The 26,542-nt window shown below is 67.5% G+C and carries 25 protein-coding genes; 5 read left to right on the top strand and 20 right to left on the bottom strand.

Annotation, left to right across the window (positions count from 1 at the left end; translation table 11 throughout):
• Nucleotides 1-76 precede the first annotated feature (76 nt).
• A complete protein-coding gene (locus ACLJRL_RS31630; protein ID WP_410659987.1) occupies nt 77-658 on the bottom strand; it encodes a DNA-binding protein in 582 nt (193 codons plus the stop codon).
• 316 nt (nt 659-974) lie between these two features.
• Nucleotides 975-1,955: a LacI family DNA-binding transcriptional regulator gene (locus ACLJRL_RS31625; protein ID WP_410659986.1), complete on the bottom strand. Its 981-nt coding sequence runs from the start codon at nt 1,953-1,955 to the stop codon at nt 975-977.
• Nucleotides 1,956-2,084: 129 nt separating this feature from the next.
• Here ACLJRL_RS31625 and ACLJRL_RS31620 point away from each other — a divergent pair, with 129 nt between their 5' ends.
• A complete protein-coding gene (locus tag ACLJRL_RS31620) occupies nt 2,085-3,587 on the top strand; it encodes an FGGY-family carbohydrate kinase (protein ID WP_410659985.1) in 1,503 nt (500 codons plus the stop codon).
• On the opposite strand, the gene ACLJRL_RS31615 is transcribed toward ACLJRL_RS31620, so the two are convergent.
• Nucleotides 3,588-4,268, bottom strand: a complete 681-nt coding sequence (locus tag ACLJRL_RS31615) for a helix-turn-helix domain-containing protein (RefSeq protein WP_410659984.1) — start codon at nt 4,266-4,268, stop codon at nt 3,588-3,590.
• 233 nt (nt 4,269-4,501) lie between these two features.
• Between ACLJRL_RS31615 and ACLJRL_RS31610 the strand changes: the two genes are divergently transcribed.
• Nucleotides 4,502-4,987, top strand: coding sequence for an MmpS family transport accessory protein (locus ACLJRL_RS31610; RefSeq protein WP_410659983.1), 486 nt, complete (start codon nt 4,502-4,504; stop codon nt 4,985-4,987).
• Between the two features lie 70 nt (nt 4,988-5,057).
• Complete coding sequence (locus tag ACLJRL_RS31605) at nt 5,058-5,825, top strand: ABC transporter permease (protein ID WP_410659982.1); 768 nt, start codon at nt 5,058-5,060, stop codon at nt 5,823-5,825.
• Here the strand turns inward: ACLJRL_RS31605 and ACLJRL_RS31600 are convergent.
• From ACLJRL_RS31600 to ACLJRL_RS31560, 9 genes are all read right to left on the bottom strand, one after another.
• Entirely contained in the window at nt 5,788-6,474 is a 687-nt protein-coding gene (locus ACLJRL_RS31600; protein WP_410659981.1) for a histidine phosphatase family protein, read from the bottom strand. The genes ACLJRL_RS31605 and ACLJRL_RS31600 overlap by 38 nt on opposite strands.
• A gap of 19 nt (nt 6,475-6,493) precedes the next feature.
• Nucleotides 6,494-8,362: a Na+/H+ antiporter gene (locus tag ACLJRL_RS31595; RefSeq protein ID WP_410660128.1), complete on the bottom strand. Its 1,869-nt coding sequence runs from the start codon at nt 8,360-8,362 to the stop codon at nt 6,494-6,496.
• Nucleotides 8,363-8,404: 42 nt separating this feature from the next.
• Nucleotides 8,405-8,812, bottom strand: a complete 408-nt coding sequence (locus ACLJRL_RS31590; protein ID WP_410659980.1) for a VOC family protein — start codon at nt 8,810-8,812, stop codon at nt 8,405-8,407.
• A gap of 5 nt (nt 8,813-8,817) precedes the next feature.
• Nucleotides 8,818-9,222, bottom strand: coding sequence for a helix-turn-helix transcriptional regulator (locus ACLJRL_RS31585; protein WP_410660127.1), 405 nt, complete (start codon nt 9,220-9,222; stop codon nt 8,818-8,820).
• Nucleotides 9,223-9,344: 122 nt separating this feature from the next.
• Nucleotides 9,345-12,437, bottom strand: a complete 3,093-nt coding sequence (locus ACLJRL_RS31580; protein WP_410659979.1) for a glycosyl hydrolase 2 galactose-binding domain-containing protein — start codon at nt 12,435-12,437, stop codon at nt 9,345-9,347.
• Between the two features lie 171 nt (nt 12,438-12,608).
• Nucleotides 12,609-12,995, bottom strand: a complete 387-nt coding sequence (locus ACLJRL_RS31575) for a YchJ family protein (RefSeq protein ID WP_410660126.1) — start codon at nt 12,993-12,995, stop codon at nt 12,609-12,611.
• Between the two features lie 19 nt (nt 12,996-13,014).
• Entirely contained in the window at nt 13,015-13,392 is a 378-nt protein-coding gene (locus ACLJRL_RS31570) for a DUF1801 domain-containing protein (protein ID WP_410659978.1), read from the bottom strand.
• A gap of 100 nt (nt 13,393-13,492) precedes the next feature.
• Nucleotides 13,493-14,074: a hypothetical protein gene (locus ACLJRL_RS31565; protein WP_410659977.1), complete on the bottom strand. Its 582-nt coding sequence runs from the start codon at nt 14,072-14,074 to the stop codon at nt 13,493-13,495.
• Between the two features lie 367 nt (nt 14,075-14,441).
• Nucleotides 14,442-15,704 carry a DUF222 domain-containing protein gene (locus ACLJRL_RS31560; RefSeq protein WP_410659976.1) on the bottom strand — a complete coding sequence of 421 codons (1,263 nt, stop codon included), beginning with the start codon at nt 15,702-15,704 and terminating at the stop codon, nt 14,442-14,444.
• Between the two features lie 162 nt (nt 15,705-15,866).
• Between ACLJRL_RS31560 and ACLJRL_RS31555 the strand changes: the two genes are divergently transcribed.
• Both ACLJRL_RS31555 and ACLJRL_RS31550 read left to right on the top strand, forming a co-directional pair.
• Nucleotides 15,867-17,219, top strand: a complete 1,353-nt coding sequence (locus tag ACLJRL_RS31555; RefSeq protein WP_410659975.1) for an MFS transporter — start codon at nt 15,867-15,869, stop codon at nt 17,217-17,219.
• 55 nt (nt 17,220-17,274) lie between these two features.
• The gene (locus tag ACLJRL_RS31550; RefSeq protein ID WP_410659974.1) at nt 17,275-18,078 is read left to right on the top strand and encodes a DUF1684 domain-containing protein; all 804 of its coding nucleotides are present in this window, start codon (nt 17,275-17,277) and stop codon (nt 18,076-18,078) included.
• On the opposite strand, the gene ACLJRL_RS31545 is transcribed toward ACLJRL_RS31550, so the two are convergent.
• The 8 genes from ACLJRL_RS31545 to ACLJRL_RS31510 form a co-directional block, all read right to left on the bottom strand.
• Complete coding sequence (locus ACLJRL_RS31545; protein WP_410659973.1) at nt 18,060-19,055, bottom strand: BtrH N-terminal domain-containing protein; 996 nt, start codon at nt 19,053-19,055, stop codon at nt 18,060-18,062. The genes ACLJRL_RS31550 and ACLJRL_RS31545 overlap by 19 nt on opposite strands.
• The gene (locus tag ACLJRL_RS31540) at nt 19,052-19,861 is read right to left on the bottom strand and encodes a MerR family transcriptional regulator (RefSeq protein WP_410659972.1); all 810 of its coding nucleotides are present in this window, start codon (nt 19,859-19,861) and stop codon (nt 19,052-19,054) included. The genes ACLJRL_RS31545 and ACLJRL_RS31540 overlap by 4 nt, the downstream gene beginning before the upstream one ends.
• Before the next feature lie 46 nt (nt 19,862-19,907).
• Entirely contained in the window at nt 19,908-22,814 is a 2,907-nt protein-coding gene (locus ACLJRL_RS31535; protein ID WP_410659971.1) for an alpha-L-fucosidase, read from the bottom strand.
• Between the two features lie 166 nt (nt 22,815-22,980).
• Nucleotides 22,981-23,667 carry a hypothetical protein gene (locus ACLJRL_RS31530; protein ID WP_410659970.1) on the bottom strand — a complete coding sequence of 229 codons (687 nt, stop codon included), beginning with the start codon at nt 23,665-23,667 and terminating at the stop codon, nt 22,981-22,983.
• A 36-nt stretch (nt 23,668-23,703) separates the two neighbouring features.
• On the bottom strand, nt 23,704-24,429 hold the full coding sequence (locus ACLJRL_RS31525; RefSeq protein ID WP_410659969.1) for a HEAT repeat domain-containing protein: 726 nt from the start codon (nt 24,427-24,429) through the stop codon (nt 23,704-23,706).
• Nucleotides 24,430-24,620: 191 nt separating this feature from the next.
• Nucleotides 24,621-25,112, bottom strand: coding sequence for a hypothetical protein (locus ACLJRL_RS31520; protein ID WP_410659968.1), 492 nt, complete (start codon nt 25,110-25,112; stop codon nt 24,621-24,623).
• Nucleotides 25,113-25,196: 84 nt separating this feature from the next.
• Nucleotides 25,197-26,237, bottom strand: coding sequence for a DUF6734 family protein (locus tag ACLJRL_RS31515; RefSeq protein ID WP_410659967.1), 1,041 nt, complete (start codon nt 26,235-26,237; stop codon nt 25,197-25,199).
• A 54-nt stretch (nt 26,238-26,291) separates the two neighbouring features.
• Complete coding sequence (locus ACLJRL_RS31510; protein ID WP_410659966.1) at nt 26,292-26,486, bottom strand: hypothetical protein; 195 nt, start codon at nt 26,484-26,486, stop codon at nt 26,292-26,294.
• Nucleotides 26,487-26,542 lie beyond the last annotated feature (56 nt).

Here is a 26,542-nt window from a genome sequence, read left to right as displayed (position 1 = left end):
GTCGGGTGATCTTGCTCGGTGGGGTCAGCCTACGGCCTACCCCCGACTGAAATTTTCCGTCGTCGGGCAGAACACCTTAGAACGGCGAGCCGAGTGTGGCCACCAGTCTTGCAACATGTTCGGGGTCTCCGCCGGAGAGCAGCCATTGGCGCGGGGTGGCGGGATGTTCGTTGATCACCAGATCCGCCTGCGGAGTGCTCATGAACGCGGCCACGACCAGCGCGGGCTGGTCCTCGGGCACCGCGCGCAGCACGACCTCCAGGCCGGGCAGCACCCCGGAACCGGTGAACTGCCATGCGGGCAGCCGCCAGCCCTGGTCCTTCCAGCCGGTGAGCCTGCCTTCCTTGAGACGGTGGCGGATACGGCTGTCGTCCACGCCGAGCGCTTTCGCCGCCTCCATCACGCTCAGCGCCGAATCGGCGAGCACGGCGTGCGCCGCGACCGTCCGGGCCCGGAAGTCGGGCTCGTTCTCGTCCCGGGGGGCGAGATCCAGGCCGACATCGGTGAGCGCGGCACGCTGATCCGCCGAGAAGTAATGCGACGGGTCGGGGTTCGGCGGGGAAAGCCTTCGCGCCGCGTCCTCCACGAGGGTCAGGAACTCGTTGGCGTCGACCTTCAGGCCAGCCTTGGCGAGGACGTGCTCGAGCGCTATGGACATGCGCCTAGGGTAACGCGGATGTGCGGGTTCGTGCGGTCTCATCTCGATTTCGTGGGTGAATTCACCAGAGATGAACACAGAGGGCACGGAATCAAACACGCGCAGTAGGCAAGTCCGCATCAGTTTGCCCGGATCGGGCGAGCTTGTCCAGGGTGCTCGGCTTGACATGCCGCGAAGGGGAACTTACCTTCCGAAAGGTAATCGATTTCTTCCCACCGCTTCGGGGAACCCGGCTGGTATGGGGCCGGCTTGGGGGAACAAGGGGGTGGGGCGTTCCTGGGCGACCGGTGCGAACCGGTCGCCCAGGCACGTCGTTTCAGTCCCTGCGCGAACTCCGGCGCACGATCAGCTTCGCCTGCAGCGTGGTGGTCGTCGCCTGCCGGGTACTGTCGCCGATCCTGGCCAGCAGCAGTCCGGCGGCGACCCGGCCCACCTCGTTCGCGGGCTGGGCGACCACCGTCAGCGGCGGGTCGATCAGCGTCGTCCACGGCGCGTCGTCGAAAGACACGATCCCGATGTCCCGTCCTGAGCGCAGTCCGCGCGAGGCCAGCGCCTCCAATACGCCGATCGCCATCGTGCTGTTGCCGACCAGCAGGGCGTCCGGCGGCTCCAGCTCGTCCAGCAGGCTGAGCGCGGCGAGCCTGCCGCCCTCGGCACGGAACTCCGCGCGCCGGGTGAGCACGTTCTCCAAACCGACGGCGTCGGTGTAGCCGGCCAGCCGGTCTTCGGCCGTGCGCACCCCCGGCGGCCCGCTCACGCACGCGACCCGACGGTATCCGCCGTCGAGCAGGTGGCGCGTCGCGTCGAGCGCGGCGAGCCGGGTGTCGACCAGCACCTGGTCGCCGGTGTTCTCCAGCAGCGGGCGGTCGACCGCGACCACGGGAGTGCCGCGCTGGGTCAGCCTGTCCACGTTCGTGGAGCGCCCGGTGGGGGAGAGCACGACGCCGGCGACCCGTTCCTGCAGGGCGACGTCGATGTAGCGCCGCTCCTTCTCCTCGTTGTCGTCGGCGTTGCACAGCACCACCGAATAGCCCGCGGTCTGCGCGATGTCCTCCACGCCCCGGGCGATCGCGGTGAAGAACGGGTTCTCCACGTCGGAGATGATGAGCGCGAGGACCGCGGTCTCCTGACGGCGCAGGTTCCTCGCCAGTCCGTTCGGGTGGTATCCCAATTCCGCGGCGGCGGCCTGCACCCGTGCCGCCAGCGCCGGATCCACAGTGGACTTTCCGTTGAGCGTCCTCGACACGGTCGCCGTCGAAACCCCGGCCTTCGCCGCCACGTCGTTGATGGTGGCCACCGTGACCTCCCCTTCTGCAGGTGTCTTGACACCTTCGCACGGGAAGAATAGCGTCGCCGGGAATCGTTACCATCCGCTGATCGCGGTACTCGCCTTGCCATTCCACCGCGCTGTTCACTCGGAGGTGCCGTGAGCGACCCGGGCCTGGTGCTCGGCATCGACATCGGCACTTCGAGTTCCAAAGGTGTCCTCGTCGATTCCCGGGGCGCCGTGGTGGCACGGGCATCCCGGGGCCATACGACCTCCCGGCCTCGCCCCGGCTGGTTCGAGCACGATGCCGAAGCCGTGTGGTGGCAAGATTTCCTCGTACTGGCACGGGAACTCGCGGCGAGCGCGGATCATCCCATCATCGGAGTCTCGGTGAGCGGGATCGGACCGGTGCTCCTGGCCGCGGACTCGTCCGGGAAACCGTTGCGCCCGGCGATTCTTTACGGCGTCGATACCCGTGCGAACGACGAAATCACGGAGCTCACCGGGGAATTCGGTGAGGAATCCATTGTGGAGCGTGGTGGCAGCGCGCTCAGCTCACAGGCCATCGGACCGAAATGGCGTTGGCTGGCCAAGAACGAACCCGAGGTGTTCGACCAGGCGCGGCTCTTCCTGATGGCGAGTTCGTTCCTCGTGCTGCGCCTGACCGGTGAATATGTTCTCGACCACCATTCCGCGAGCCAGTGCGACCCGATGTACGACCTGCGCGAGGCCCGGTGGGCGCCGGACAGGGTGGCCGCGATCGCTCCGGGCATCGCGATGCCCAGGCTGGCCTGGCCGACCGAGGTGGTCGGCGCGGTCACCGCCGAGGCGGCGGCGGAAACCGGCCTGCCGCAAGGAATCCCGGTGACGGCGGGCACGGTGGACGCCTGGGCCGAGGCGACCGGCGCCGGAGTCACCACACCCGGCGACACGATGATCATGTACGGCACCACGATGTTCCTGATCCAAGTGCTCTCGGATCCCCGTCCCGGGGCGGGATTGTGGACGACGCGTGGCGTCTTCCCCGGCACGTACTCGCTCGCCGCGGGAATGGCGACGTCCGGCGCGATCACCGACTGGCTGCGGGAACTGGTCGGCGGCGAGTTCGGCGAACTGTCCGCCGAGGCGGGCCGGGTCCCGGCGGGCAGCCGCGGATTGCTGATGCTGCCCTATTTCGCCGGAGAACGGACACCGGTGCCGGATCCGGACGCTCGCGGCGTCATCGCCGGCATAACCACCGCGCACGGCCGCGCCGATCTGTACCGCGCGGCGCTGGAAGGCACGGCGTACGGCGTGCGGCACAACCTCGAAGCCATGCGGGACGCCGGTGGGGGAGCGCGGCGGTTCGTCGCGGTCGGCGGCGGGACGCGGGGCGGGGTCTGGACGCGGATCGTCAGCGACGTCGCCCGGATCGAGCAGGAGATCCCCCGGGAGACGATCGGTGCCGCGTTCGGCAACGCGATCCTCGCGTCCGTCGCACTGGGGCGGGAACCGGATATCGAGGCCTGGAACCCGGTCGCCGAGATCGTCCGCCCCGGCGCGGACGCCGACGTCTACGACGAGTTCTACCCGCACTACCGCTCGCTGTATCTGTCCACAGTGGACACGGCGCACTTTTTGGCACGACACAGCTTGGCCGGGATGCAGCGCCGCGAAAGCTGATCAGCGCCGGAAGAATTCGCTCGCCTTCACACCGGCGAGTTCACGGCAATCCCGGCTCAGATGAGCCTGATCGGCGTATCCGGCCGAAACCGCCAGCGACGCGAGATCGCGCCCGGCGAGCCCGATCGCCCGCTGGAACCGGGCGACGCGCAGATATGTCGCCGGGCCGTAGCCGACCGCGAGGGTGAACCGCCGCCGCAACTGCCGTTCCCCGATCATGCGCGGCGGCAGTGCGGCGGAGACCCGGGGCGCGCCGCCGTCGAGCCGGGCGATCAGTTCGGTGACTTCCCGGTCCGCCCGTCCCGCGCGGCGCTCGGCGACGACGTCGGCGAGAGAGGCGGTGCCGCTGAGGACTCGCTCGGCCATCAGTTCCCCGCCGGAGCCCCACAGATCGCGAAGAGAGACGCGCTGGTCGCGAAGTTCGTCCGCGCCCAGGCCCAGAGCTTCGCCCGCCCGGCCGGGGGCGAACCGCAGCCCCCGCACGCGGACGCCGGGCGGCGTCTCCCACAACCAGGCCGCGGTGTCCGGCCCGGCGACGAACACGGCGCCGTCGACGGCGACGAGGTCGACGCAGCCGTCGGGCACGATCCGCTTGGGCGCCTGCCCGGCGGACTCCCACAGGCAGCGCACCACGCCGCCCAGCCCGGTGGGTGCCACGGTCTCCCGATACATGGCTGCCATGATGCCCCCGGGCCACGACAGAAACGCGCTAGGCCGATGTCACTCAAAGTGAGCTGTCCGGCTCAGTCCGTTTACGCCGATCGCCTCATGACCAGGTACTCCCTGTCGCCCAAGACACCCAAAAGGGTGAATATCGGGTTTCTTCCCGATAACGGCTAACGCGGAGTCACTTCTGAACGAGAAGTAGTCGACGCACTCGATGGAAGTGCGCTCGGACGAGAGAAGACCTCTCCATGAGTGTTCCCACCGCGACCCCTCCGGCATCGGCGCCGGCGCAGGGTGCCCCGGGCAGGCTGAAGCCGCTCGGGACGGTCGTGGTCGTGCTGGGTGTGATGGCCGTGGCGGTCACCCTCACCACCTACGTGATGCCGAAGGCCTCCCAGCCGGTGCAGAACACCCCGGCGCCGCAGGTCGAGCAGGTCGCCGCCGCCGTGCGCACGGTGACCCATTCGGTCGTCTACGAACTTTCCGGCGCCCACGGCGCGCAGAACGTCACTTATGTCGCGCAGGGCTCGGAGCTCCTTCAGAAGGCCGAAGTGGCGGAGTCGTGGAGCACCGGCTTCGAACGCGAAGGCCAGGAAGGCCGCGACGAGTTCTACAGCCTCTCCGCGCGGGGTGCCGGCAGTGGCCTGCTCAAATGCAAGATCATCGTCGACGGCGTGACCGTCAGCGAGAACAGCGCGCACGCTCCGGGTGCGCCGGTGACCTGCACGGCCTGACCAGCGCTGCCTGACCAGTGCCGCCATAAAGAGCCTGTCCTGACCGCGAATCTGCGGCAGGATCAGCAGGATGACCACTGGTGCGATCGCCTTCGGCCCCGTGCTCGCCGCGGTCCTCGTCATCTTGGCGATCTTCGGTGCGGCCGTGGTGCACTTCGGACAGCTGGGCGAAGGCAGGTCCGTCCTCTTCGCGGCCGCGCGGGCCGTGGTGCAACTCGCGGCCGTTTCGCTGGTGATCGTGGGGATCCTGCGGTCCGGTTGGCTGACCGGCGGGTTCGTGCTGCTGATGTTCGCGATCGCCGCCTTCACCTCCGCGCGCCGCATCGGCGTGCTCAAGGACCTGGCCTGGGTCGCGCTCGCCATCGCGTCCGGGGTCGTGCCGGTGCTGGCGCTCGTGCTCGGGTCCGGGGTGGTCCCGTGGCAGCCCATCGCGATCGTGCCGATCGCCGGGATCGTCATCGGCGGCACGATGTCCGCGACCTCCCAGGCCTCACGGCGTGCCCTGGACGAACTCGTGTCCCGGCACGGCGAATACGAGGCCGCGCTCGCGCTCGGTTTCACCCGGCGCCCGGCCGCGCTGGAGATCTGCCGTCCTTCGGCCGGGCACGCGCTCATCCCCGCACTCGACCAGACCCGCACCGTCGGTCTGGTGACCCTGCCCGGCGCCTACGTCGGGGTGCTCCTCGGTGGCGCCGGGCCGTTGCAGGCCGGGGTGACGCAGGTGCTCGTGCTGATCGGCCTGCTGGCCGCGGAGGCCGTCGCGGTCCTGGTCGCCGTGCACCTCGTGGCGGCCGGGCGGATCAGCCGAAAGGAGCCTGCAGATGCGACGTATCGTTGAACCGCCGGACCGACCAGTGGTCGCCAGAGACGACCAGATGTGAGATCGAGCCGTTGTCCGCGCCGAGGAAGGCGAACCGGTTCGTCGCGCCGGAGGCTTGCGCGAACACTTCGCCGATCACCCCGCCGTGGGTGAAGACCGCGATCCGCCGGTCCGGGTTGGCGGCCGCGAGCCTGCCGATCGCCGCCTTGATCCGGCCGCCGAAGGCGTCCATCGCCTCCGCGCCCGGGATGACGTCCCAGCGCTGCTCTTCCCACAGACGCTGGACGATCGGGTGGCCTTCGTGGGTGTAGCGCCGGAAAAGCCCGTTCTCCCAGTCACCGAGGTGGATCTCCCGCAGGTCCGGCTCGACTTCCGGGGTGAGGCCGAGTTTCGCCGCCAGTGGCGCCGCCGTCTGCGGCGTCCGCCGCAGCGTCGTCACGTACAGCGCGGCGATCCGTTCGTCCGCGAGCCGGGAGCCGACCCGCTCGGCGTGCTCGCGGCCTTCCGGCGCGAGGTCGGGGTCGGCCTGCCCGTCCACCAAGTCGAACGGCGCGCTGGCCTTGGCCGGGGCTGATTCGCCATGGCGGACAAGGAAGATCTCGGTCGCACCGGGCGGGGGTGAGAACCGGTGCTGGCGGTATTCGATCTCCTGCTCAGGGGTGCTCATGACCGCCGACGATACCGACCTAGCCGAGTTGTTTGTCCACGAAACACCAACGCCAGGTCTCCCCGGGCTCGTGGCTGCGCATCACCGGGTGCAGGGAGTCGTGGAAGTGCTGCGTCGCGTGTTTGCCCGGCGACGAGTCGCAGCAGGCGACGTTGCCGCATTTGACGCATTTGCGCAGGTGGACCCAGGTACTGCCGGTCGCGACGCATTCGGCGCACGCGTCGGGGGAGCTGGGCTCCTTGTCCGGCCAGTCCTTGGTCAGATGCTTGCAGGATCCCGCCGTCGCGGCGGGCGTGCGCAGTTCCCGATCGGAGTCCGGCACGGCCTCCTCCTCCCTGTCCAGCATGGATTCCTCGATGTCGAGGCGTTCGAGGATCCGGCGCAGGACATCATCATCGGCCATCCCGGAGTCCCGCGCCTCCAGGAACTTCGCCCGTTCGACTTCGAGCACCTTCAGCCGGAGACGGCGATAGGCGTCGCTCGGCGTCTCGGTCAGCGCGCTCTGCCTGCCGAGTTCCTCCCAGGCGGAGTCGGACCGGTGCTGGAGCCGGCTGCGGAGACGTTCGACGATGTCGTCGGGATCGTCGGGAGTGCGGATCTTCTCCAGTTCCTCGAGCGCGGCCCGCGTCATGTTGTTGATGACGGCGGCTTCCTGCAGCGCGTCCTCGGCGGGATCGGGCGGAGGCAGCCGCAGCCGGCGCACCAGCACTGGCAACGTCGTCCCGTGCAGCACCAGCGTTCCCGCCACGACGACGAACGCCACCAGGACCAGCACGGCACGCTGCGGGGTGTCCGCGGGCAGCACGAACGCGGCCGCGAGCGTGACCACACCGCGCATGCCCGCCCAGGCGATCACCGCCGAGTACCGCCACGGCCAGGCATGACGGCGGAACACCCGCCGCGTGAGCCCGATCCCGACCATCCAGATGATGCGGGTGACGATCGTCGCGGCGAGGGTGGCGACGCAGATCACGACCAGCTGGAGCGCGCTCAGCCCGCTTTCCCCGACCTCGCTCATGATCCGGCGGACCTGCAACCCGATCAGCAGGAAGACGATGTTCTCCAGCAGGAACTGGATGGTCTGCCAGTTCAGCCTGCTGGCCAGCCGCGACCGGCCCGAGAGCATGCTCGGCGACTTGTGCCCGAGGATCAGCCCGGCGATGACCACCGCGATCACTCCGGAACCGTGGATCGCCTCGGCGGCCAGATAGGCGACGAACGGGACCACCAGCGAAAGCGCGGTGTCGCTGACCGGATCCTGGAGCCGGGTGCGGATCATCGCGGCGAGCGCGCCGACGGCGAACCCGATCACCAGCCCCCCGCCCGCGGCGAGCAGGAAATCCCCGCCCACCTGCCAGAGACTGACCGAACCGGCGATGGCCGCGATGGCCGTCCGCAGCGCGACCAGCGCGGCCGCGTCGTTGAACAGGCTCTCGCCCTCCAGCAGCCGGGTCAGCTTGCGCGGCATCCCGACCTTCCGGGCGACCGCGGAGGCCGCGACCGCGTCGGGCGGGGCGACCACCGCGCCGATCGCGAGGCCGGCGGCGAGCGGCAGGCCGGGGATCACCAGCCAGGCCACGACGCCGACCGCGGCCGTGGTGAAGATGACGAGACCCACCGATAACAGCAGGATCGGCCCGCGATTGCGGCGGAAGTCGATCAGCGAGGTACGGATCGCGGTCGCGTACAGCAGCGGGGGCAGCAACCCCAGCAGCACGACCTCCGGGTCCAGTTCGTACTCCGGGACACCCGGGATGTACGAGGCGACGACCCCGACCGCGATCAGGCACAGGGGCGCCGACCAGTCGAGTTTCCGTGCCGCGGCGGTGACCAGGAGAACGGCCACCACCAGCGCGACGAGCTCTACCGCGATCTCCACGCCGCTCATCATCACCCGAGAGCCCCGGTGCGCGCGCACCGAGGCCCCGGGCTACCGCTGTTCGATCCGCACCAGGTTGCCCGCGGGGTCGCGGAAAGCGCAGTCGCGGACGCCGTAGGGCTGATCGAGCGGTTCCTGGACGACGTCGGCGCCGGTCGCCTGGATACGGTCGAACGTCGCGATCAGGTCCGGGGTGGCGAGCAAGATGGCCCCGTAGCTGCCCTTGGCCATCAGTTCGACGATCGTGGCGCGCTCTTCTTCGGTGAGTCGGGGTTCGACGGCCGGGGGATGCAGCACGATCGACGTCCGCGGCTGTCCAGGCGGCCCGACGGTGATCCAGCGCGCGCCTTCATGGCCGACGTCGTCGCGAACCTCGAAGCCCAGTACGTCGCGATAGAAGGCGAGCGACGCGCCGGGATCGTCGGCGGGGAGAAACGACGCGTGGATGGAGAGGGTCATGCAGGTCAAGGTAGGTCGGCGCGCGGGGGAGCCGCTTCTTTATTCCTGATCGGTCTCGTGACCTGTTTGACGACGCAGCCGGGCATGCCCCGGACCTCGTCCTCCGCTTGGCGCCGGTACACGCTCGGCGACATGCCGACCAGTTCGGAGAATCGGGTGCTGAAGGTGCCCAGCGACGAGAAACCGACGTCGAAGCAGATCTCGGTGACGGACATGTCCCCGCGGCGCAGCAGCATCTTGGCTCGCTCGATCCGGCGGGTCATCAGGTAGCTGTAGGGCGATTCGCCGTACGCGGCCCGGAACTCCCGGCTCAGGTGCCCGGCCGAGACGTGGACGCCGCGCGCCAGCGCCTCGACGTCCAGCGGCTGCGCGTAGTCACGGTCGATCCGGTCGCGGACGCGTCGCAGCATCGCGAGGTCACGCAGGCGCGGGCCTGGGTCACGCTGTCCGGTCACCCGGAAAGCCTAACCCACGCTTGAACGGGAAGAGGCCCCTTCGCCGGGTGGCGAAGGGGCCTCTCGCGACTCCCTGGCTACAGGGTGATCTTGTCCACGTTGGGACCGCCGTTCGCCGTCGTGGCGACCGCCTTGATCTTGTTCACCCCCGCGGACAGGGTCATCTTGACGGTTCTGGTCGTCCAGGTCGCCCACGCCCCGGTGGCGCCGAAGCCGATCCCCGACGCGCTGATCGACCCGTTGACGGAGAAGTCCAGCGGTCGGTTCGCCGTGGTCCCGTTGGCGTACCGGACGACGACGTCGTAGGTGCCCGCCGCCGGGGCGTTGACAGTCCACTCGACGGAACTGCCGGACACGTTGTCGTAGTTGACGAAACCGCTGCCGGTGAATCCGGCGTGGTTCGACTCCACCGCGCCCTGGACGACCGTGGCGTCCTCGGCCTGGTAGTCGACCGGGTTCGGGCCGGGGCCGGAGCCGTCGGCCGGAACGGTCTGCGTGCCGGTGTTCCAGCCCGAGACCCGCACCGAAGGCTTGGAGCCCTTGAGGTCGGCGGTGCGGTACTTCGCGGTCAGCGTGGTCGACTCACCCGGCCACAGGCTCACCGCGTTGTCGTTCCACGTCACCGGAAGCACCGGCTTGCCGGCGGAATCCACGACCTTCGTGTCGACGTAGAACGCCGGGAGCTTGCCGCCCGAAGTGTTCTTCACCGTCACGGTCGTGGTGGTGGTGCCGTCGGACCCGGCGACCGAGCTGGCCGTCGTGCTGACGGCCGACTGGCCGAGGTTCTTCAGCCCGGACAGATCGGCGAAGGCCGACTGGGGCGTGTAGTACCAGTCGCTGCCGGCCCAGTTCAGCGTGTCGGCCTTGGTGGAGAGCCAGTACACGTTCCGGCTGACCTCCTTGCCGGACGAATCGGTGAGCACCAGCTTGGCCAGATAGGTCGTCGACAACCCGCTCACCGCCGGGACGGTGACCGCGGTCGCCTTCGCGCCCAGTGCGCCGACCGAGAGCCCGGTCTTGGTGTTGCTGTACTTCTCGGTGCCGTCGACGTTGTACAGCTTCGTGGTCGCCGTCAGCCCGCTCGCCGTGTTCGGCGTCTGGTTGATCACCACGACCGAACGGTTGTCGTGCGAGTACTGGATGTGCAGCGGCTCGTTGGCCTTCTTCGCGCCGTAGTAAGCGCCGTTCTGGTCCATATAGGCGTCGAACAGCTGCCAGTGCAACGAAGTCCACGGGCTGTTGAGCATCCAGTAGATCAACCCGGTCGACGGGTTCGTCGAGTCGGTGTAGTTGCGTGAGTGCGATTCGAACTCCGCCCGCACGTTCTCGTACTGCGCGAGCTGCGCCTTCCGTACGAAGTCGTTCAGGTCCGCCGGTGCTCCGTAGCGCTTGGTGAGCGCGTCACCGAACAGCTTCAGATTCGCGAACGTGGCCGAGGAGGAACGGTGGTACTGCGGAGCCGACGGGTTCTTCCACATCGTTTCCAGCTCGCTGGGCGACATCATCCGCTTCAGCGTGTCCATCGTCGGGATGTCGACGCCGGCACTGGTCTCCGAGTTGAAGTTCCACGCGCCGCCACGGTCCTTTTGCGACTTGTCGTACCAGTAGACCGGCGGGACGTAGTCGTACGGGCCGTTCATCTTCATCCCGGACGCGCCGGTGATCGGGGACGGCCTCTTCGACGCCGACGGGATCACCGGGAGCAGGAAGTCGGCGGCCTTCATCGCGTCGAGGTAGCCCTGCTCGATCCGCCTGTCGGGCGCGAAGTCACTGCCGATGTGGAAGGAGATGACGCTCGGGTGGTCACGCAGGCGCTCGGCCTCGGAGAACATCGACGCCTTGGCGACCGGGTAGTCCGCCTCGACCCACGGCTCGCCCTTCTCCTCGCCGTTGACGTGGCCTTCCCATTTGTCGCAGCATTCCCAGCCGGGCATGGTCAGCACGCCGAGGTCGTCCGCGAGGTCGAAGAACTCGTCCGGTTCGATGTGACCTTCCAGCCGCACCGTGTTGAGCCCGAGGTCCAGCACGTACTTCAGCTTGTCGGCCGCCGCGGTCTCGTTCCACCGCAGGAACAGGTCCGGCGTGTAACCGCCGCCCCTGATCAGCAGCGGTTTGCCGTTGACGCTGTACTGGCGCCCGCCGCTGGAGTTCAGCGGCGCCTTCACGTCGCGGACGCCGAACTTCGACTTCGAGGAATCCGAAGCCGCGCCGCCGACGCTCGCCGTCAGGTCGAGGGCGTACCGGTGCTGGCCGCCCATGCCGGCTGGCCACCAGAGGTTCGGGTTGTCGAGGCCGACGACGGGGAAGGTGACGGTCTTGCGCTCCTTGGCGGCCAGGGAGACGGTCTGGCTGACCGGCTTGCCCGCGACCGTGCCGGCGACCGTGGTCTGCACCGCGTTCGCCGAGTCGTTGCGCACGTCGGCCTTCACGGTGAGGTCGGCGTGGTCGAGCGACGAGTTCAGTTTCTGGACGACGTGCGCGCTGCGCAGCGCCACCGGGCCGCTGCGGCGGACCAGGACGTCACGCACGATGCCCATGTTCTGGTCCGGCGGGGTCTGCGCCCAGTCGATCCAGCCCATCGACAGGTCGTTGTTGGGGTCGTTGGGGTAGACCTTGAACGCGACACTGTTGGCGCCGGTGCGCAGGTGCGCGGTGATGTCCAGGTCGTGCCGCGTGTAGGCGCCGTTGACCTGGTCCTTCGTCGCGATCTTGGTGCCGTTGACCCAGACGTCGGCCTTCGAAAGCACGCCGCTGAAGTCGAGGTAGGTCCGCGAAGAGGTGTCATCGACGTTGAGGTCGGTGCGGTACCACCACGGCACCGCGAACTGCGCCGCCGGCACGTTCTTCATGTTGGTGGAGTAGAAGGGGTCGGCGTACTTGCCGTTCTGCAGCAAACCCGCGTAGACCGTCGACCGGGACGACACCGGGTACCAGCCGGGCGTGGGGAATCCCAGTTTCGACACCGCGGAATCGTCGCTGACCTGCGCCGAAGACTGGATCACGTAGCCGGGGATGGGGGTGGCGATGCCGGCGGCCGCGCCGACGGAAACCGTCGCCGCCTCCGCGCCGGTCGCCGCTGGAGCTGCGGTCACCCCGCAGACCGCCGCCGTCAACGCGGTGACGGTCATGGCCAGTAAGGGGATCCGGGATCTCTTATGCCGAAAACTCACGAGCGCGCCTCCTCGGGCACACGGCGGCGGACCTGGTCTGGATCGTTAGGAAAGTTCCTTAACAATTGGGTGCGATAGTAGCCGTCCCGTCACGTGGGGAACAGACCCTTGCACGGGGTTTGTCAGCCGCCGCCGGTGCGCGCCCGTCGGAGGGCGGCCGCACGCAGGCGCTCAGCGCACGGGTGCCACGTAGATCCACCGTCCGTCCACGCGGACGAAGCTGCTGTTCTCGTGCATGCTGTCGGCCCGGCGTTCTTGCCGGTAGTGGGCCCGGAACTCCACGGTGCCCTCGTTCTCCAGCAGTCCGCCGCCGGTCTTGCCGAGGATCTCCAGGAACGTCCAGCGCTGCGCCGGGTCGAGCTGGAGATCGGCGGGCCTGGTGTCCGGATGCCAGGTCTCGTTCAGGTAGCCGGTGTCGCCGACGGCGAACGCGCTGAACCGCGAGCGCATGAGGAGTTCGGCGGTCGGCGCGGTCGCGGTTCCCCGGTGGAAGCGGCCGCAGCAAGCGCCGTAGGGCTCGCCGAGGCCACACGGGCAACGGGTTTCGTCGGTGATCACAGGCACGCCGGGGATTGTGTCACCGCGCCGCCTCGACGGTTTCGAGGTCCCGTGCCCGCTTGAGCCAGCCGGCGAACAGCTCGGCGTCGATGTCGGCGACCGAACGCAGTTTGACGTGCGCCATCTCCCTCGAACCGGCTTCCAGCCGGCCGGACTGGTCGTCGATGACCTGCCCCTTCCAAAGCGCGAAGGTGACGTACGACGAGTACGCCTTCATAAGGCAGACGAGGTTCTTCCCCGCGGCTCCGCCGACGCTCCAGGTCGGCGAGGCGTGGTACATCGCCTCGACGGAGCCCGGCAGGGCCTCGTTGACGATCGGGCGCAGGGCGGTGGCGACCTCGCGCAGTCCCTCGGGCAGGGCGGCGATGTAGTCGTCGACGTTCGCGAACTTGGCCATGACTTGATCCCTTCGGTCGGTGTGGTGTCAGCTAACCGTCCGATGATTCAAGTTGTCAAGACAAAAAAAATATTCGGTGGCGCGGGGTGCTGGTGGCAGATCAAGGCGCCGGGAACTCGACGGCGACCTCCACGGCGGTTTCCAGTAGCGCCTCGCCCGGCCGGCCACCGGCGGGAGCGGCTTCCGCGATCACGACCAGCTTCTTGGTCAGGCGTGAGTCGTAGTTCTCGCCGGTGAAGCGGATGCCTCGCAGGCCGAGCAGTTCGCCTCCGAGCGGCGAGACGTTCCCAGTGCCGTCCGTGTCGACGAGTCGTTTCAGGTCGCTCGCCTCGCCGGTCTTCGGCATCTTCACCCAGGCGACCGAGACGACGATGGTGTTTCCTGAACCGTCGTCGACAGCGAAGACCATACGGTCGAGATCGATGCACGGGTGGCGCAGGAAGAATCGCTGGACCTCGCCGAAGGAATGCGGCCCGCATTTCAGCTCCCGCTTCGCCGCTTTCCTGAGCTGGCGCCAGCCGAGGCGCTCCCATGCTTCGGAATGGCGGCCCTTTTGTGCGGATTTCTTGCTGGACGACTTGCCCTTCGCGGCTTGCCCCGCCGCGGAATCCAGAGCGGCGGAACCACCTCCGCCTGCACTGATGCTGACGCCGCCGACGGCGACCACGCTAGCGGTGGCCACTGCCGCGAGGCTGCCGCGACTCGTCCATCGGCCTTGAGAGTCGCGTGGTTGATCAGGTTTTCCCATTGCGCGTTCCGTCCCCTCCCAAGTCCGGAACGGACGATCTTCCCTCGCTCACGGCGAAAGATTGGAGGACTTGATCGCGAATACGCCCGATCGGCCCATTCGCCTTCGGGTTTTAGCCGGTGTCGAACAGTTCGTGGGGCGGTGGGCATGTCCGTGCTCCGACAACTCCCAACGCCGATGAAGGAATTAGGACGTTGAGTGTCCCCATTCCTTCATCGGCAGCCCTGCGACCGCGCGGAACAGCCCCGGCCGTGGGCATGCCGAGGGGCCCGTCGCCGGTGTGGCTGGCGGGCTCCTCGGCTCAGACGAGAGTGTGATGCAGCGTGTTGCACCTCGGCCGTTGTAACGGATCCAAGTACTGCGGCGGGATGAACTCCGGTAGCCCACCGACGGCCATCCGTACTTCCCAATCGCCGTGGTGGATCAGGCGGTGATGGAAGCTGCAGAGGAGGCACATGTTGCGGAGGTCGGTCATGCCACCGTCTGCCCAGTGATGAATATGGTGAGCGTGACAGCGCTTCGGTCTCCGCTGACAGCCAGGGAACGAACAGCCCCGATCCCGTGCATTCAAGGCTCTGCGTTGACCTGGGGTGACGAACCGTTTGATCCGGCCCACATCCAAGGGTTCACCAGCGGCGTTCATCACGATCGGCAGCATCAAGCAGTCGCAGGCGGCCATCCGTGCTTCTCGGGCGGTCATCTGGCCGACGAAGTCCACGCTGGCGGTCCCGAGCCCGGTCTTCAACTCCTCGAAGCCGACCAGAACATGCACCATCGTCCGATACCCACAGGTCCCGGGCTGGTCCGGACTCGCGATCGCCAGATCCAGCAGATCCACCCACGCGTCGCCCTGACGCTCCCACACCGTCCGCAGGTCGGCCTGGCCGAACTCGTCGACGGGGCGGGGTTTCGCGTAGGCCTCGATCGCCGCCATGGTCCGGACGCCTGCTTCGTCATCCAGCAGGCCGGTGAGCTTCCAGAACCCGTCCTTCCGACGGTGCAACCTCAACTCGCGACGAGGCTCAACGGGTTCGGGATCCTTCGGCTCTGCACTGTCAGGGTCCAGCCACGCCATCAGGCCTGCTTCGGCGGCCGCGATCTGCCCAGGACCCCCATCACGGGCGAGATCGGCGAGGATCTTTTCGGCGGCGTCCCGGTTCTCGACAGCGACATGACCGGGGATCTTCTTCAGTACTTCGATGATCTGGTCGATGTGCTGCTCTCCGACAGCGCCTTCGGCCGCAGCGACAGCCGTCGCGGGTGCGAATGCCGGGACTTCGGTGCCATCGAGTGCACGGGTCGGGTTCAGCGCTACTGCGCGATCCACGAGTTTCTTCGCATCGGCAGGGGTAATCCGCGCGATATCAGCAAGCCACATTTTCGTGTTCGCATACCCGTACAAGTCTTTCGCGCCCCGGGATTCGATTTCCGCTAGATATGTGCCCAACACAGCGGCCGCGGCACGCATCAACGTCAAGGTCTCAGTCACTCCGTGGGCGAGCTCCAGTTTCCCGGCACGCCACAACTCCTGCGGCAACTGAGGAAGAACGGAGGTCTCGGACACCCCTCCACAATACCGCACATCTATCGAACACGTGTTCGTAATTTTAAGTGGCCAACGAAATGCGCTGATCACCCCATAGGGTTATCGTGGCTATTTCGCGTCATGCCATCAGTGGATTCCGGCCTTACATGGTTGTGATGTGCGGTGCTGTTGGCTGTGCCAGTGGCCAACAAATGGGGAGGACTCGCGGCCCTGCTCGCAGGGTTCTTCGTGCTCCTGCTCGACACGACGATCGTCGCCGTGGCGAGCCCGCGTATCCAGGCGGATCTCGAGGCGGATGTCGCCGGGCTGTTCTGGGTGACGGCCGGCTACCTGCTGGCGTTCTCGGTCCCTTTGCTCGTCGCCGGTCGACTTGGCGACCTTTTCGATCCGAAGCGCGTGTACCTCTTCGGCATGGGGGGTTTCGCCGGAGCGTCCGCGTTGTGCGGTGTCGCCCCCTCGATCGGTTGGCTCATAGCGTTCCGGGTGCTGCAGGGGCTGGCGGCTGCCGCGATGGCTCCTCAGCCGCTCACGTTGATTCGACGGCTCTTCGCCGAAAACGAGCGTGGGCGCGCCCTCGGCATCTGGGGTTCGGTCGCCGCCTCCGCCACCTTGCTCGGGCCCGTTCTGGGCGGATTGCTGACAGCGACCCTGGACTGGCGCTGGATCTTCTGGGTCAACGTGCCGTTCTGCGCTGTCGCCCTCGTCGCGGGGATCCGCGTGATCCCGGGCAGCCAGGGCGGCGTCACACGGTTCGACCTTCTCGGCGCCGTGTCGAGTACCGCGGGGCTGAGTCTTCTCGTGTGGGCCCTGTTGTCCTGGCGCACTCTCTCGCTGCCCGTGATCGTCACGGCGGTCGTTCTGGCCACGGCGCTGCTCGTCTTCTTCTGTTTCCACGAGCGAGGGGAAGGGGCAGACGCACTCGCGCCGCTGCGGCTTTATCGCTCGTCCGGGTACTTGTCGGCAAGCCTGGCGATGGCGTCCCTCGGCGCGACGGTCCTCGCGATGGCCTTGCCGACGATGCTCTACATCCAAGACGTGAGAGGTCTCGGGCCCATCGAGGCCGCTGTGGTCCTGTCGCCGGACGCTCTCGTGGCGGTTGTGTTGTCACCGATAGCCGGCCGATGGATGGACAGAGTCGGGGCGCGCAGACCGGCGATCCTGGGCATGACTCTGCTTACGTTCAGCCTGCTGCTCATCGGTCTTGTGGTCGTGCTGAGGGTGAATCCCTGGTGGATCACGGCGGGAGCCGCGATTCTGGGCGCCGCCAATGCGCTGGCTTGGTCACCGCTGTCGGCCGTCGCGATGGCGTCGGTGGATCCGGACTCCGCGGGGGGCGCTTCGGGCCTGTTCAACACGGTGCGGCAGGTGGGCGCGGTGGCGGGTGTGGCGGTGACCGGCGCGGTCCTGGCGGGACTCGGAGCAAGCCCGACGCTGGCCTTCGGCGTCGTATTCGCCTTCATCAGTCTCGTTGCCGTCGCGGGCACGGTCGCTACGACGCGGTTGCCTGCCCACATGCCGGGACAGGAAATATAGCCGCCGTCGTGCCGTTGACCTCGTCAGAGGAGCAAGGCCACGGAAGGGATCGGCGATGAGCACAAGCCTGGGCACCGAGCGGTTCACGCAGGACTGGCAGAGCTGGAAGATCACGCGTGAGCGTGACCTCGCCGACCCGCTCGGCTGGCTGGCGCTGGTTTCGCTCGACTGGCTCGAGGACAAGCCGCGCGCGTACGAGGGGCTTCCCGGTCTGTGGTGGCAGGACGACGACGCGGCCTACCTCGACCCGCAGGGGGCGGACGTCTCGCACGAGGGCGAGCGGCTCACTGAGGTTCGCCGGTTCGAACTGGTCAAGAGCGGCGCGGGCACTCGCGTCGTCGCCGGGGACGTCGAGATCGAGGTGGCGCGCCGCGGCGGATACCTGATCCGCACGCACGACCCGAAAGCCCCCGTGCTGAACGCCTTCCACGGTGTCCCGGCGTACGAGCCCGACGCCGCATGGGTGCTTTCCGGAACGTTTGAGGCCTTCGACGAGCCGCGGCCGACGACGGTCGGCGCGGTCGTCGAAGGACTCAGCCACGTCTACGTCTCGCCGGGCATCGTGCGGTTCGAGCACGAGGGCGTGGAGCACACCCTCACCGCCTTCAACGGCAAGGAAAGCGGCCTGCTGATCCTGTTCACCGACGCCACCAGCGGTGTCACCACCTACGCGGCCAACCGGGCGCTCGCGGTGCCTACTCCCGCCGAGGACGGTTCCGTCGTCCTGGACTTCACCCGTGCGACGAACCTGCCGTGCGCGTTCACCGACTTCGCGACCTGCCCGTTGCCACCGGCGGGCAACCGGTTGCCGTTCGCGGTGGAGGCGGGGGAGAAACTGCCTTATGAACGGGAGGGCTGAACCGCCGCCAGCGCCGTCATCGCCTCCTGCTCCCGCTGAGCCAGCTCGGACAGGAGCGCCGAGGCGTCGATGAGATGCCGGTGATCGCCGGTTTCCCCTGCCCGCGTGAACAACCGTGCGACTTCGGTCCACAGTGGAACGATGTCGCGGTACTTCTCGTAGGCGGTGTGGAGGCCGGCGTCCTCGACGAGTTTCGTGCCTTCTTCAAGGAAGTCGCGGTAGATCCGGCGGAAGAGCGCGCCGCCGGTGCCCGCCCGCTCCATCAGGACGGCGGCCTGGGGGAGATCGCGGGCCGGATCGGTGCTGCGGTCGAGCCATTTCTTGACCTGGACGGCTGTCTTGCCGATCCCGCGGTAGCCGAGGTTGGCGATGGGCGGGTTGAGGAATTCCGCCGCGTTGGCCCGGACGGACGTGCGGATGACGTCGGAGAGCGGCGGCAGGGAAGCCTCGGGGGTGATGGTGAAGGAGAGGTTCTTGGCCGTCATCGGGCCTTTCTCTCCGCGGGAGCGTTCCAAGCTCTCCAGCGACGTCGAAACGGAGCCGCCCTGCTGCGCGGTGTCGACCAGGAACGCCTTTTCGCCGTCATAGCCGTACAACGCGGCGAAGTGGCCTCCAAAGTGGACCTTCGAGGTGAAGTACTCGAGGTGATAGGAATCGAGCTGCAGGCCCACCGGTGTCCCGGCGTCGATCTGCTCGGCCACGTTCCGCCATGCCGTGCGTGCCGACGTCGTTTCCTTGATCCGCAAGGTCAGCCCGAGCCGCTCCGTCAGTTTCCGGGTGATCTCCGCGGGTCTGCTCCGTCCGCCGAGGAACGGGAACGGCAGGTTCTTCCCGTCCCAGTAGATGAAGCCGAGCCCTTCGCCGATCCCGAACAACATCGGCTCGGACAGCTCGATCCCCGCGTGCCGCAGCAGGACGTCCAGCGTGCTCGTTTCGCAGTGTTCCCCACCCGCGGTCTTGATGCCGTCGAGGATCACGCGGTCACCGGCCAGGCGATCTCGGTGCGGTAGGCCTCGGGCACGACCGACGGGCCGGGCGCCACGAGGTACAGCTCTTCGGCGGGGCCGGTCGGGACGCGGTCGCGTTCGGCGATCCAGCGGCCCAGCGACAGGTAGGCGGTTTCCACGTTCTCATAGCCGCCTTCGTGAATCGTCGCGGCGAGCAGGGCACCGGGGAGCTCGGCGGGGCCGACCTCCCCGGCGGGCCGCACTGGCCGGTCCACGGGAACGAACAGTTCCACGGTCAGCTCGATGTCCTCGGGATCCTCGGTGAGGTAACGGGTTCCGGGCGGACCGGCCGGGGCGACGCCCTGGGTTTCGAGCGCGGCGAACAACCGTTCGTATCCCGGTCCGATCAGTTCGGCCAGCCCGCCCAGCGGGGTCCTGACAGTCAGTCGCGCGATCTGCTGCGGGGCGCGCATGCGTTCGTACACGTGCAGCCAGCGCGTCGGCTCGGCGAGCACGGAATCGAGCCTGCCGCTGATCGCCGCGAGTTCCGCGGCCCGGATCGCGACCCGGTCGTGGTGCCGTTTGATGGCGGCCTTCACGTCGTCCGGGGTGCCGGCCGCGAGGATCTCGGCGATTTCCGCGAGCGGCACCTCCAGTTCCCTCAGCCGCCGGATCAGGCCCGCCCGGGCGAACTGCTCGAGCGAGTACCGGCGGTACCCGGTGTCGGGGTCGATCCGCGCGGGCACGAGCAGCCCGAGCCGGTCGTAGTTCCGCAGCGCGCGGACCGACAGCCGGGTGGCGTGCGCGAACACGCCGATCGGCATCAAGGTGGTCATGGGACCAGCCTGAACCCTCTCCCCGGGAGAGGGTCAAGCCGGTCCCTCACCCCAGTGACAGCCGATCGAGATCCGGTGCGGACGAGCCGTCGTTGTGGATCTTGATCGTGTTCGCCCCCGCTCGCAGGCCGACCGGCAACGACGTCGTCAACTGGGTGTTGTTGCCGGCACCGTCGACCTTCACCTCGGCCGGTGCGCCGCCGTTGACCGTGACGAAATAGGACCGCGGGCCGTTGACGGTGAAGTCGAGGTACAGGGTGTAGGTCTTGGCGGCGTCCACGGTGACGTTCTCGAACAGCACGGCCGCGTCCGGATCGCCGCCGATGTTGCGGACCTTCTGCCCGCCGGAGCACACCGCGCAGCCCGTGACGCCCGCGCTGCCGACGTTGTTGGCCGAGTCCTCGGCTTCCCGTATGAAGACCCGGTCCGGCGGCAGCGGGCTCACCCGCACCGGTTTGCCGACCGACTTCGCCCGGCCCAGCAGGTCGAACGACGCGGTGACCGGGATTTCGGCCGCGGTGACGCCCTCGGGGGAGAGCAAGGTCCACGAAGCTTCGAGCTCTTGCCCGACGCGCATCGACGCCGCTGTCGCCGGGGCGCCCTGGAGTGTCCACCCTGTCGGAACGATAGGTGCCATGCTCACCTTGCCGATCGTGTCGTCGGCGTCGAGGCGCAGTTTCGCGGTCACCTTCAGGGCCTGCCGTCCCGGCGAAACCCATTGGACGCCACCGGGTTCCACGGTCAGCGTCGTTGTCGGCGTGTAGGACGCGGGCGGCAGGGGAGCGATCGCGATCCGGTCGAGGCCTGGCCCCGCGGCGGCGCTGCTGAACACCTTGACAGTGTTGGCTCCGGCGTTCAACGGCACGGGGATCGCCGTCGATTCCACGATTCCCGGCGTGCTCGCGTCGATCGGGACCTCGACGGGAGTGTCACCGTTGACGCTCACCGCCGCCGACGTCGCGGACCCGCCCGTGGTGTCGAGCTGAAGCCGGTAGGTCCCGGTCTCGGCGACCGTCACACCGGAGTAGGTGACCGCGTTGCGCGGGCCGCCACCGAGCCCGGTGACCTGGAGGGAACCGGAGCAGGACGCGCACCAGCCGGGCCGGGTGCGGCCGTCGTGGTCGTTCCGGAAGGATTCGGCTTCCAGTGGGGCCTGCGGTCCCCAGAGCGACTGCGGATAGCCGTAGGCCACCTTGATCTCGTCGATGGCCAGTTGCTTGTAGAACGGTTTCGCTTGCGGCCCGGACCAGGTGTTCAGTACTTCGAGCTTGATGAACCGGGTCTGCCGGTCGCCGAGTTCGATGAACTGCACACCGCGGGCGCTCGGCAGCGCGCCGGTGCGGACCGGCTTGCCCCAGTTCTTGCCGTCGTCACTGACGTAGACGCGATAGTCCTGGATCCGCGCCGAATCTTCGGGGCGGCCGAAGGATTCGCGGGCGTGGGTCGGCGACATCTCGCGCTGGTTCACCGCGAGGTAGGTGGCGGGCCGGCGTTTGCCGAGGTCCAAGGTCAGCGAGACCGGCTGCTTTCCGTCGGCGTCCCAGTAGTTCTCGAAGTTCCCGTCGACGAGGTTCGACGCCGGATGGTTCTTGCGCGAGGAGGTCGCGGTCGCCTTGATCGTGCTCGAGTCGTGGAAGTACTGCTGCCCGGCCGTTTCCACCTTGAACACGGTGTCGTAGGTGTCCCAGTCCTTGATGTCCACAAGGGTCAGATACCCGGCGGACTGGCTGAACCGCACCGGTTTCCCGGTGCGCAGATCGGACACCCCGGTCACCTTGTAGCCGTTGTCGCGCAGTCGAAGCAGGTCGGTGCGCGGCCGGGTGACGACGTGGAGGTACTGCGTCTTGGCGCCGGGTTCGACGGTGATGACGCCGTGCGCGCCGTCGTTCCAGAAACCTGGCTGCATACCGCCGTACAGGTAGCCCCCGCCTTCCTTGCCCTGGAGCGAGGACTTGATCGGCGGTACCCAGCTCGCCATGAAGTTGTTGTACGCCTCTTGCCGGGGAGGGAACTTTCCGTTCACCATCGGGGTTTCGGCCATCAACGACTTCATCGACGAACCCGCGTTGGTGATGTAGCGCCCGGTGGACAACCGGAAGTCGACGGCCTGGTCGGTGCCGTCGTACCACCAGCCGCCGTTGGTCGGCAGTTTGTAGTCGGCTTCGGTGAGCCGGGGCATCGGGGTGAACGCGGCCTGCGGGTAGTCGTACGGCGGTGTCATGCCGGTCTTCTGCTCGTTGCTGACGGTGTCCATGATCGGGGTGTCCTCGTTGTTGTTGCTCAGCAACCAGGACGGCCGTTTCTCGCGGATCTGTTCGTAGAGCTTGTTCTTCTCCCAGTAGTCGTTGTCGTTGTCGATCCAGAAGCCGGAGAGATCGGCGTAGCGGTCCATCACCTCGTGGAACAGGTCATAGCTGTACTTGCCGAAGCCGGGCCGGGTGGTCAGGTCGACCTGCTCGCCCTTGTAGGCGGAGTACGCGGCCGAATCCAGCGACTCGACACCGGTTTCCTTGTGCCACTGGGGATCGTCGGTCATGTAGAGGATCGTCCGGATGCCCTTGGCGTTGCCCGCCTTGACGAGTTCGCCGAGGAGGTCACGTTTCGTGGCGCAGCTGCCAGGGATCGCCGATGGCCACGGCCTCGCGTACCCCAGCCTGCTGTGGAAGGTGGCGAGCACGATGTAGGAAGCGCCGAGTTTGCGGGCTTCGTCGACCCAGTAGTCGGCGTTCCAGCCGCCGTCGGTGACCGAGCGTTCCCAGGCGGCGCAGTCGGTATGGCGCGGCGCGGTGAACATTCCCCAGTGGAGGAAGAGGCCCGCGGTGGCCTCGCGCAGCCATCTCTGTCGGGGGTGGTGTACTTCCGCGCTCGCCGTCGTCGTGGTGAGCAGGCCCGCCAACAGGGTCAGGACGATGGCGAACCAGGCGGCACGTTGCGCTCGAACTCTCATGACCATCCGCTCTCATCCAGGGCGTGGTTGCCGAGAGATCCGATGATTGCGTCTGATATCTGAGGGGTCAAGCCCCGTTGAGCGGGACATGAGCCGAGTCATCGGAGGTATGCACGGAAGAATGCCCTCTCACCGCCAGGGCGAGAGGGCTCTCTTCGGTGTACCGCCGGGGTCAGATGTTGAAGCCCGGGTGGGTCGCGAACGCGTTGTCGATCACGAGGTTTCCGCGCTGGCGAGCCCGCTCACGCAGCGCCGTCGTGGTGCGCGCACCCTGTGCGTAGAACCACCAGAGGTACAGCGCGCCGTACATCCACGCGCCCTGGTAGTTCCAGTTCGAGTCGGCGCCGCTCCCGCCGGCGCCGAACACCGAGCCCGCCGGGAAATTCGCGTTGTGCGGTTTCCCGCCCTGGTGCCGGGACTCGTGGATCAGCGTCTCGGCGCGGCCGGGCACGTCTTTCGAGTACCAGAAGCCGAGGTACAGCTCGATCCGGTCGTCGACGAACGCCCCGCTGAAGGATCGCGCGATGGCGCTACCGTCGCCACAGAGCGATCGCAGGTCGTCGCAGTTGTCCCGGACGTAGCGGCGCGCCCAGTTCAGGATCGAGCCCGAATAGGCGTCGTTCGCCCAGTCCTGCGCCGAATAGGTCAGCAGGTAGCACGCGTTGAACGTGCGGGCCAGCGGCTTGTCGGTGTTGCACGCTTCTTCCCAGCCGAAGCCCTCGTCCCAGTACTCCTTGTTGCCCGAGAATCCGTAGGTGTTCCAGAAATAGTCGATGTAGGTCTGATTGCAGATCGAGGCGCCGTAGAAATTGTCCCCGGTCACGTTCTTGTCCGGCACTGTGTAACTGCAAGTGGCCATCGGAGATCACCTGTCTGTAGAAGGAATGTGTTCGATTCAGGAGCGCGGAGGCTCCGGCGGCGGGGCGGCGTCGTCCTGGCTGTCCTTGACGAATCGCCCGCCGACGGCCTGCGGGACACCACGGACGTCGACGCGCCGGATGTTCAGCAGTTGCTCGTCTTCGGTGCCGCTGAGCTCCTCACGAACTCGTGCGGTGAGGTCGGTGTCACCGGATTCGGCGATGGCCTGGACCGCCGCGCGCCGTACCGTGAACACCTCGTGCCGGACCTGCCGCAGCAGCAGTTCCTTGGCCGCACTGTCCCCACTGGACGCCAGGCGTGCCAACGCTTCCACCGCGGTGGTGCGGATGATCACCTCTTCGCCGACGGTACTGATCCCGTGCGCCGGGTCGTCGGAACGCTCCGGCGGGATCGGCTGGCGCAGAACGTTTTCGAGCGCGGGGACCGTCGCCTGGTGCCGGAGGTCGGTGAGCAGCTGGACCATGCCCCACCGCTCCAGATACTGGTCCTCGGCCAAGGCGTCGTACTGCTCGCCGACGGCCGAAGCGACCTCTTCCGCACGCTCGCGGAGCCTGTCGAGGCTTCGCTGGTAATTCCGCTCGGCGTCCTCTCCGGACGCCGCCATGGTTTCGGCGGCCTGGGTGACCAGTTCGCCGATCTCACTGTTGGAAAAGCTTCCGAGACCTGAACTGCTCGGGCCTGCTTCGAGGTTGTCGCCACCCGGGCCCAAGGACGGGGTGTCGGGATTGCGCGGTGTCGGCATGGAGTTCTCCTTCGCAGCGGTGATGATGCTGACGAAAGGAAGGAACGCGGCGCCGAACTACAGATACCTGATTTCGGCGAAAAGTTGCCGTTGGAGGAGTGCCGGGATTTTCACCGCGGGAACCCGAAAAGGCTTTTGATCACCGAAAGGTGTGCGCTCGGAGAAAAGCCTTAACGGATTCCCGCTCGTGATCAATGCCGGATGTCGATGACCACCCGGTTAGGTGCGGTCAACGTGAACACGGTGACCGGCGTCCTGGACCGGACGCCGAGGCCGATGGACAAGGTGCCTTCGAAGTCGCCGGTGACCGCGACCGCCATGACGTTCTGCAGGTTCCGGGTCCGGAACTTCCGCGGACCGGGGTAGGTCGGGTTGCCCGCGTCGTTGTGCGCCGCCGCCGGAGTCGCGGTGACGGCGATGAAGTACTCACCGGTCAGCCAGACGATCTCACCCGATCCGTCGGCGATCAGTTCGTCGACGAGGTCGTAGCGGACGGCCGGGGCGGGGCCGGCCGTCAGGTCGAGCACGATCCGGTCGAAGCCGGGGTTCTGGCCGGTGCGGATCCCCGTCATCAAGGGGATCGTCTGGGCCGCAACGGAAGCGGGTGCGGCGGCGAGGGTTCCGGTCAGCATCAGTGTCACGGCGGCGAGCGCACTCAAGGCGCGCCGCAAGGTTCTGGTCATGGCGATGACCTCCTGCTGGATGGTGGACTGCCGGGAAGACGCTTTCAGCGGCTCGCCGGTTGTGTCCTGTTTCGCTGTGACATCTCAACCGTTACCGATCGCGTTCTCGTAGTCGGCAGGGAAATCCTTGTGCACGCGAGCAGCGAGCCACTGCAGGTAACGGGAATCGCTCTTCGCAGACGCGATGAGGTGTGTGAACCGCCGCTCGCGAGCGCGCTCCTCGCTGAAAGTGTCTTGCTGTGAAGCGAAAACACACTGTACGTCGACTTTGTCGCCTCCCCAGCACACTGCGCCGAGAAGGTACTGTTCGATGACCAGGTTGAAGTCTTCGAGCGGAGCAAGCCGCCGCCAAGCTTCTTGATTTTCGGCCGACTCGATCAGCCGGATCGCGAGATCGGCGTAGTGCCGGATCAGGGGAACGGCCGTGCCTCCGACGATTCCGGTGCACAGGGCGGCATCTCCGCCGCCGTCGACGTAGCCGCCGAGCTCCGGTGGCAGGAATCCGCCGGTGTCCCGGATCGCCGTGGCGACGGCGGTCGGCCGGTAGTAACCCTCGTCGGAAATCGGCGCGTGCTCCGGATTCTGCGCCACGATCTCACCGGAAAGGTCCTCGGCCGCGAAACCGGGCCACAGGAACACGTCGCTGTCGATGTGGAGGAACGGCACTTCCTGCTCGCGGTAGGCATGCAGTTTCCCGAGCATCCACCACGCCGGATCCTGGCCGGCGATGGTGTTCAGCGTCAGCGTGACCTCGTCGAAAGGCAGGCGAAGTCGCTCTATGAGCAGTTCGTAGCCCTGGTCGTCGGTCACCAAGGCCGTCGTCTCGAAGAGTTGCGAGGCGAGCCGGAAGGACAGGATCCAGGAGAACGCGTGACAGAGGTCGTTCGGCCAGTGCCTTCCGCGCTGATGCCGGTACGGGACGCTCCAGAACGACCAGACCGCCCGGCGGATCGACTGGGCGGAACCGTCGCCGGGGGTGACGACTCGGACCTTGGGGGGAAGCCAGGCCGGTTCGCCGATCCCGCCGTAGCTCTGGTGCACCGGCTGGGGGCGGAAGTCTCCGGGCGCCAACAGGTGGCCGCCGATGGCGACCGCGGGGTAGGAGCCGTACTCGTACTGCGGCATCGCGGTGATCGTCGCGGGGCGGTGCTGGAACGTTACGGCGAGTCGTGAGCCGCTCTACCGGGCAAGACGGCACATGAATGTCAGGGTGACTGCCGTGGCTGCGCCGAGAAGGGTCACGATGACGGAATTGCTGATCAAGTAAAGGGCACCCACGCCGGCCAGGCACGCTTTGATCACCCTGAGGGTTTCGTCTGGATCTTTACGGTGAGACGCCGATTTTTCCGCGTTGCCGGATGCGTCCTTGGGCATTTAACGAGGCCCTCCCTGTGTGGTGTACTAGAACACCGTAACCCTCGGCGACGGGC

The sequence above is a fragment of the Amycolatopsis sp. lyj-112 genome (genome assembly GCF_046549055.1).
Lineage (GTDB): Bacteria > Actinomycetota > Actinomycetes > Mycobacteriales > Pseudonocardiaceae > Amycolatopsis.
This window is presented reverse-complemented; position numbering and strand designations above follow the sequence as displayed.

Excerpts from the sequence above, each read along its gene's own strand:
- ACLJRL_RS31630 (WP_410659987.1), bottom strand. The coding sequence starts at position 658 with ATGTCCATAGCGCTCGAGCACGTCCTCGCCAAGGCTGGCCTGAAGGTC.
- ACLJRL_RS31615 (WP_410659984.1), bottom strand. The coding sequence starts at position 4,268 with ATGGCAGCCATGTATCGGGAGACCGTGGCACCCACCGGGCTGGGCGGC.
- ACLJRL_RS31610 (WP_410659983.1), top strand. The coding sequence starts at position 4,502 with ATGAGTGTTCCCACCGCGACCCCTCCGGCATCGGCGCCGGCGCAGGGT.
- ACLJRL_RS31605 (WP_410659982.1), top strand. The coding sequence starts at position 5,058 with ATGACCACTGGTGCGATCGCCTTCGGCCCCGTGCTCGCCGCGGTCCTC.
- ACLJRL_RS31600 (WP_410659981.1), bottom strand. The coding sequence starts at position 6,474 with ATGAGCACCCCTGAGCAGGAGATCGAATACCGCCAGCACCGGTTCTCA.
- ACLJRL_RS31595 (WP_410660128.1), bottom strand. The coding sequence starts at position 8,362 with ATGAGCGGCGTGGAGATCGCGGTAGAGCTCGTCGCGCTGGTGGTGGCC.
- ACLJRL_RS31590 (WP_410659980.1), bottom strand. The coding sequence starts at position 8,812 with ATGACCCTCTCCATCCACGCGTCGTTTCTCCCCGCCGACGATCCCGGC.
- ACLJRL_RS31585 (WP_410660127.1), bottom strand. The coding sequence starts at position 9,222 with ATGCTGCGACGCGTCCGCGACCGGATCGACCGTGACTACGCGCAGCCG.
- ACLJRL_RS31570 (WP_410659978.1), bottom strand. The coding sequence starts at position 13,392 with ATGGCCAAGTTCGCGAACGTCGACGACTACATCGCCGCCCTGCCCGAG.
- ACLJRL_RS31550 (WP_410659974.1), top strand. The coding sequence starts at position 17,275 with ATGAGCACAAGCCTGGGCACCGAGCGGTTCACGCAGGACTGGCAGAGC.
- ACLJRL_RS31540 (WP_410659972.1), bottom strand. The coding sequence starts at position 19,861 with ATGACCACCTTGATGCCGATCGGCGTGTTCGCGCACGCCACCCGGCTG.
- ACLJRL_RS31535 (WP_410659971.1), bottom strand. The coding sequence starts at position 22,814 with ATGGTCATGAGAGTTCGAGCGCAACGTGCCGCCTGGTTCGCCATCGTC.
- ACLJRL_RS31530 (WP_410659970.1), bottom strand. The coding sequence starts at position 23,667 with ATGGCCACTTGCAGTTACACAGTGCCGGACAAGAACGTGACCGGGGAC.
- ACLJRL_RS31525 (WP_410659969.1), bottom strand. The coding sequence starts at position 24,429 with ATGCCGACACCGCGCAATCCCGACACCCCGTCCTTGGGCCCGGGTGGC.
- ACLJRL_RS31520 (WP_410659968.1), bottom strand. The coding sequence starts at position 25,112 with ATGACCAGAACCTTGCGGCGCGCCTTGAGTGCGCTCGCCGCCGTGACA.
- ACLJRL_RS31515 (WP_410659967.1), bottom strand. The coding sequence starts at position 26,237 with ATGCCGCAGTACGAGTACGGCTCCTACCCCGCGGTCGCCATCGGCGGC.
- ACLJRL_RS31510 (WP_410659966.1), bottom strand. The coding sequence starts at position 26,486 with ATGCCCAAGGACGCATCCGGCAACGCGGAAAAATCGGCGTCTCACCGT.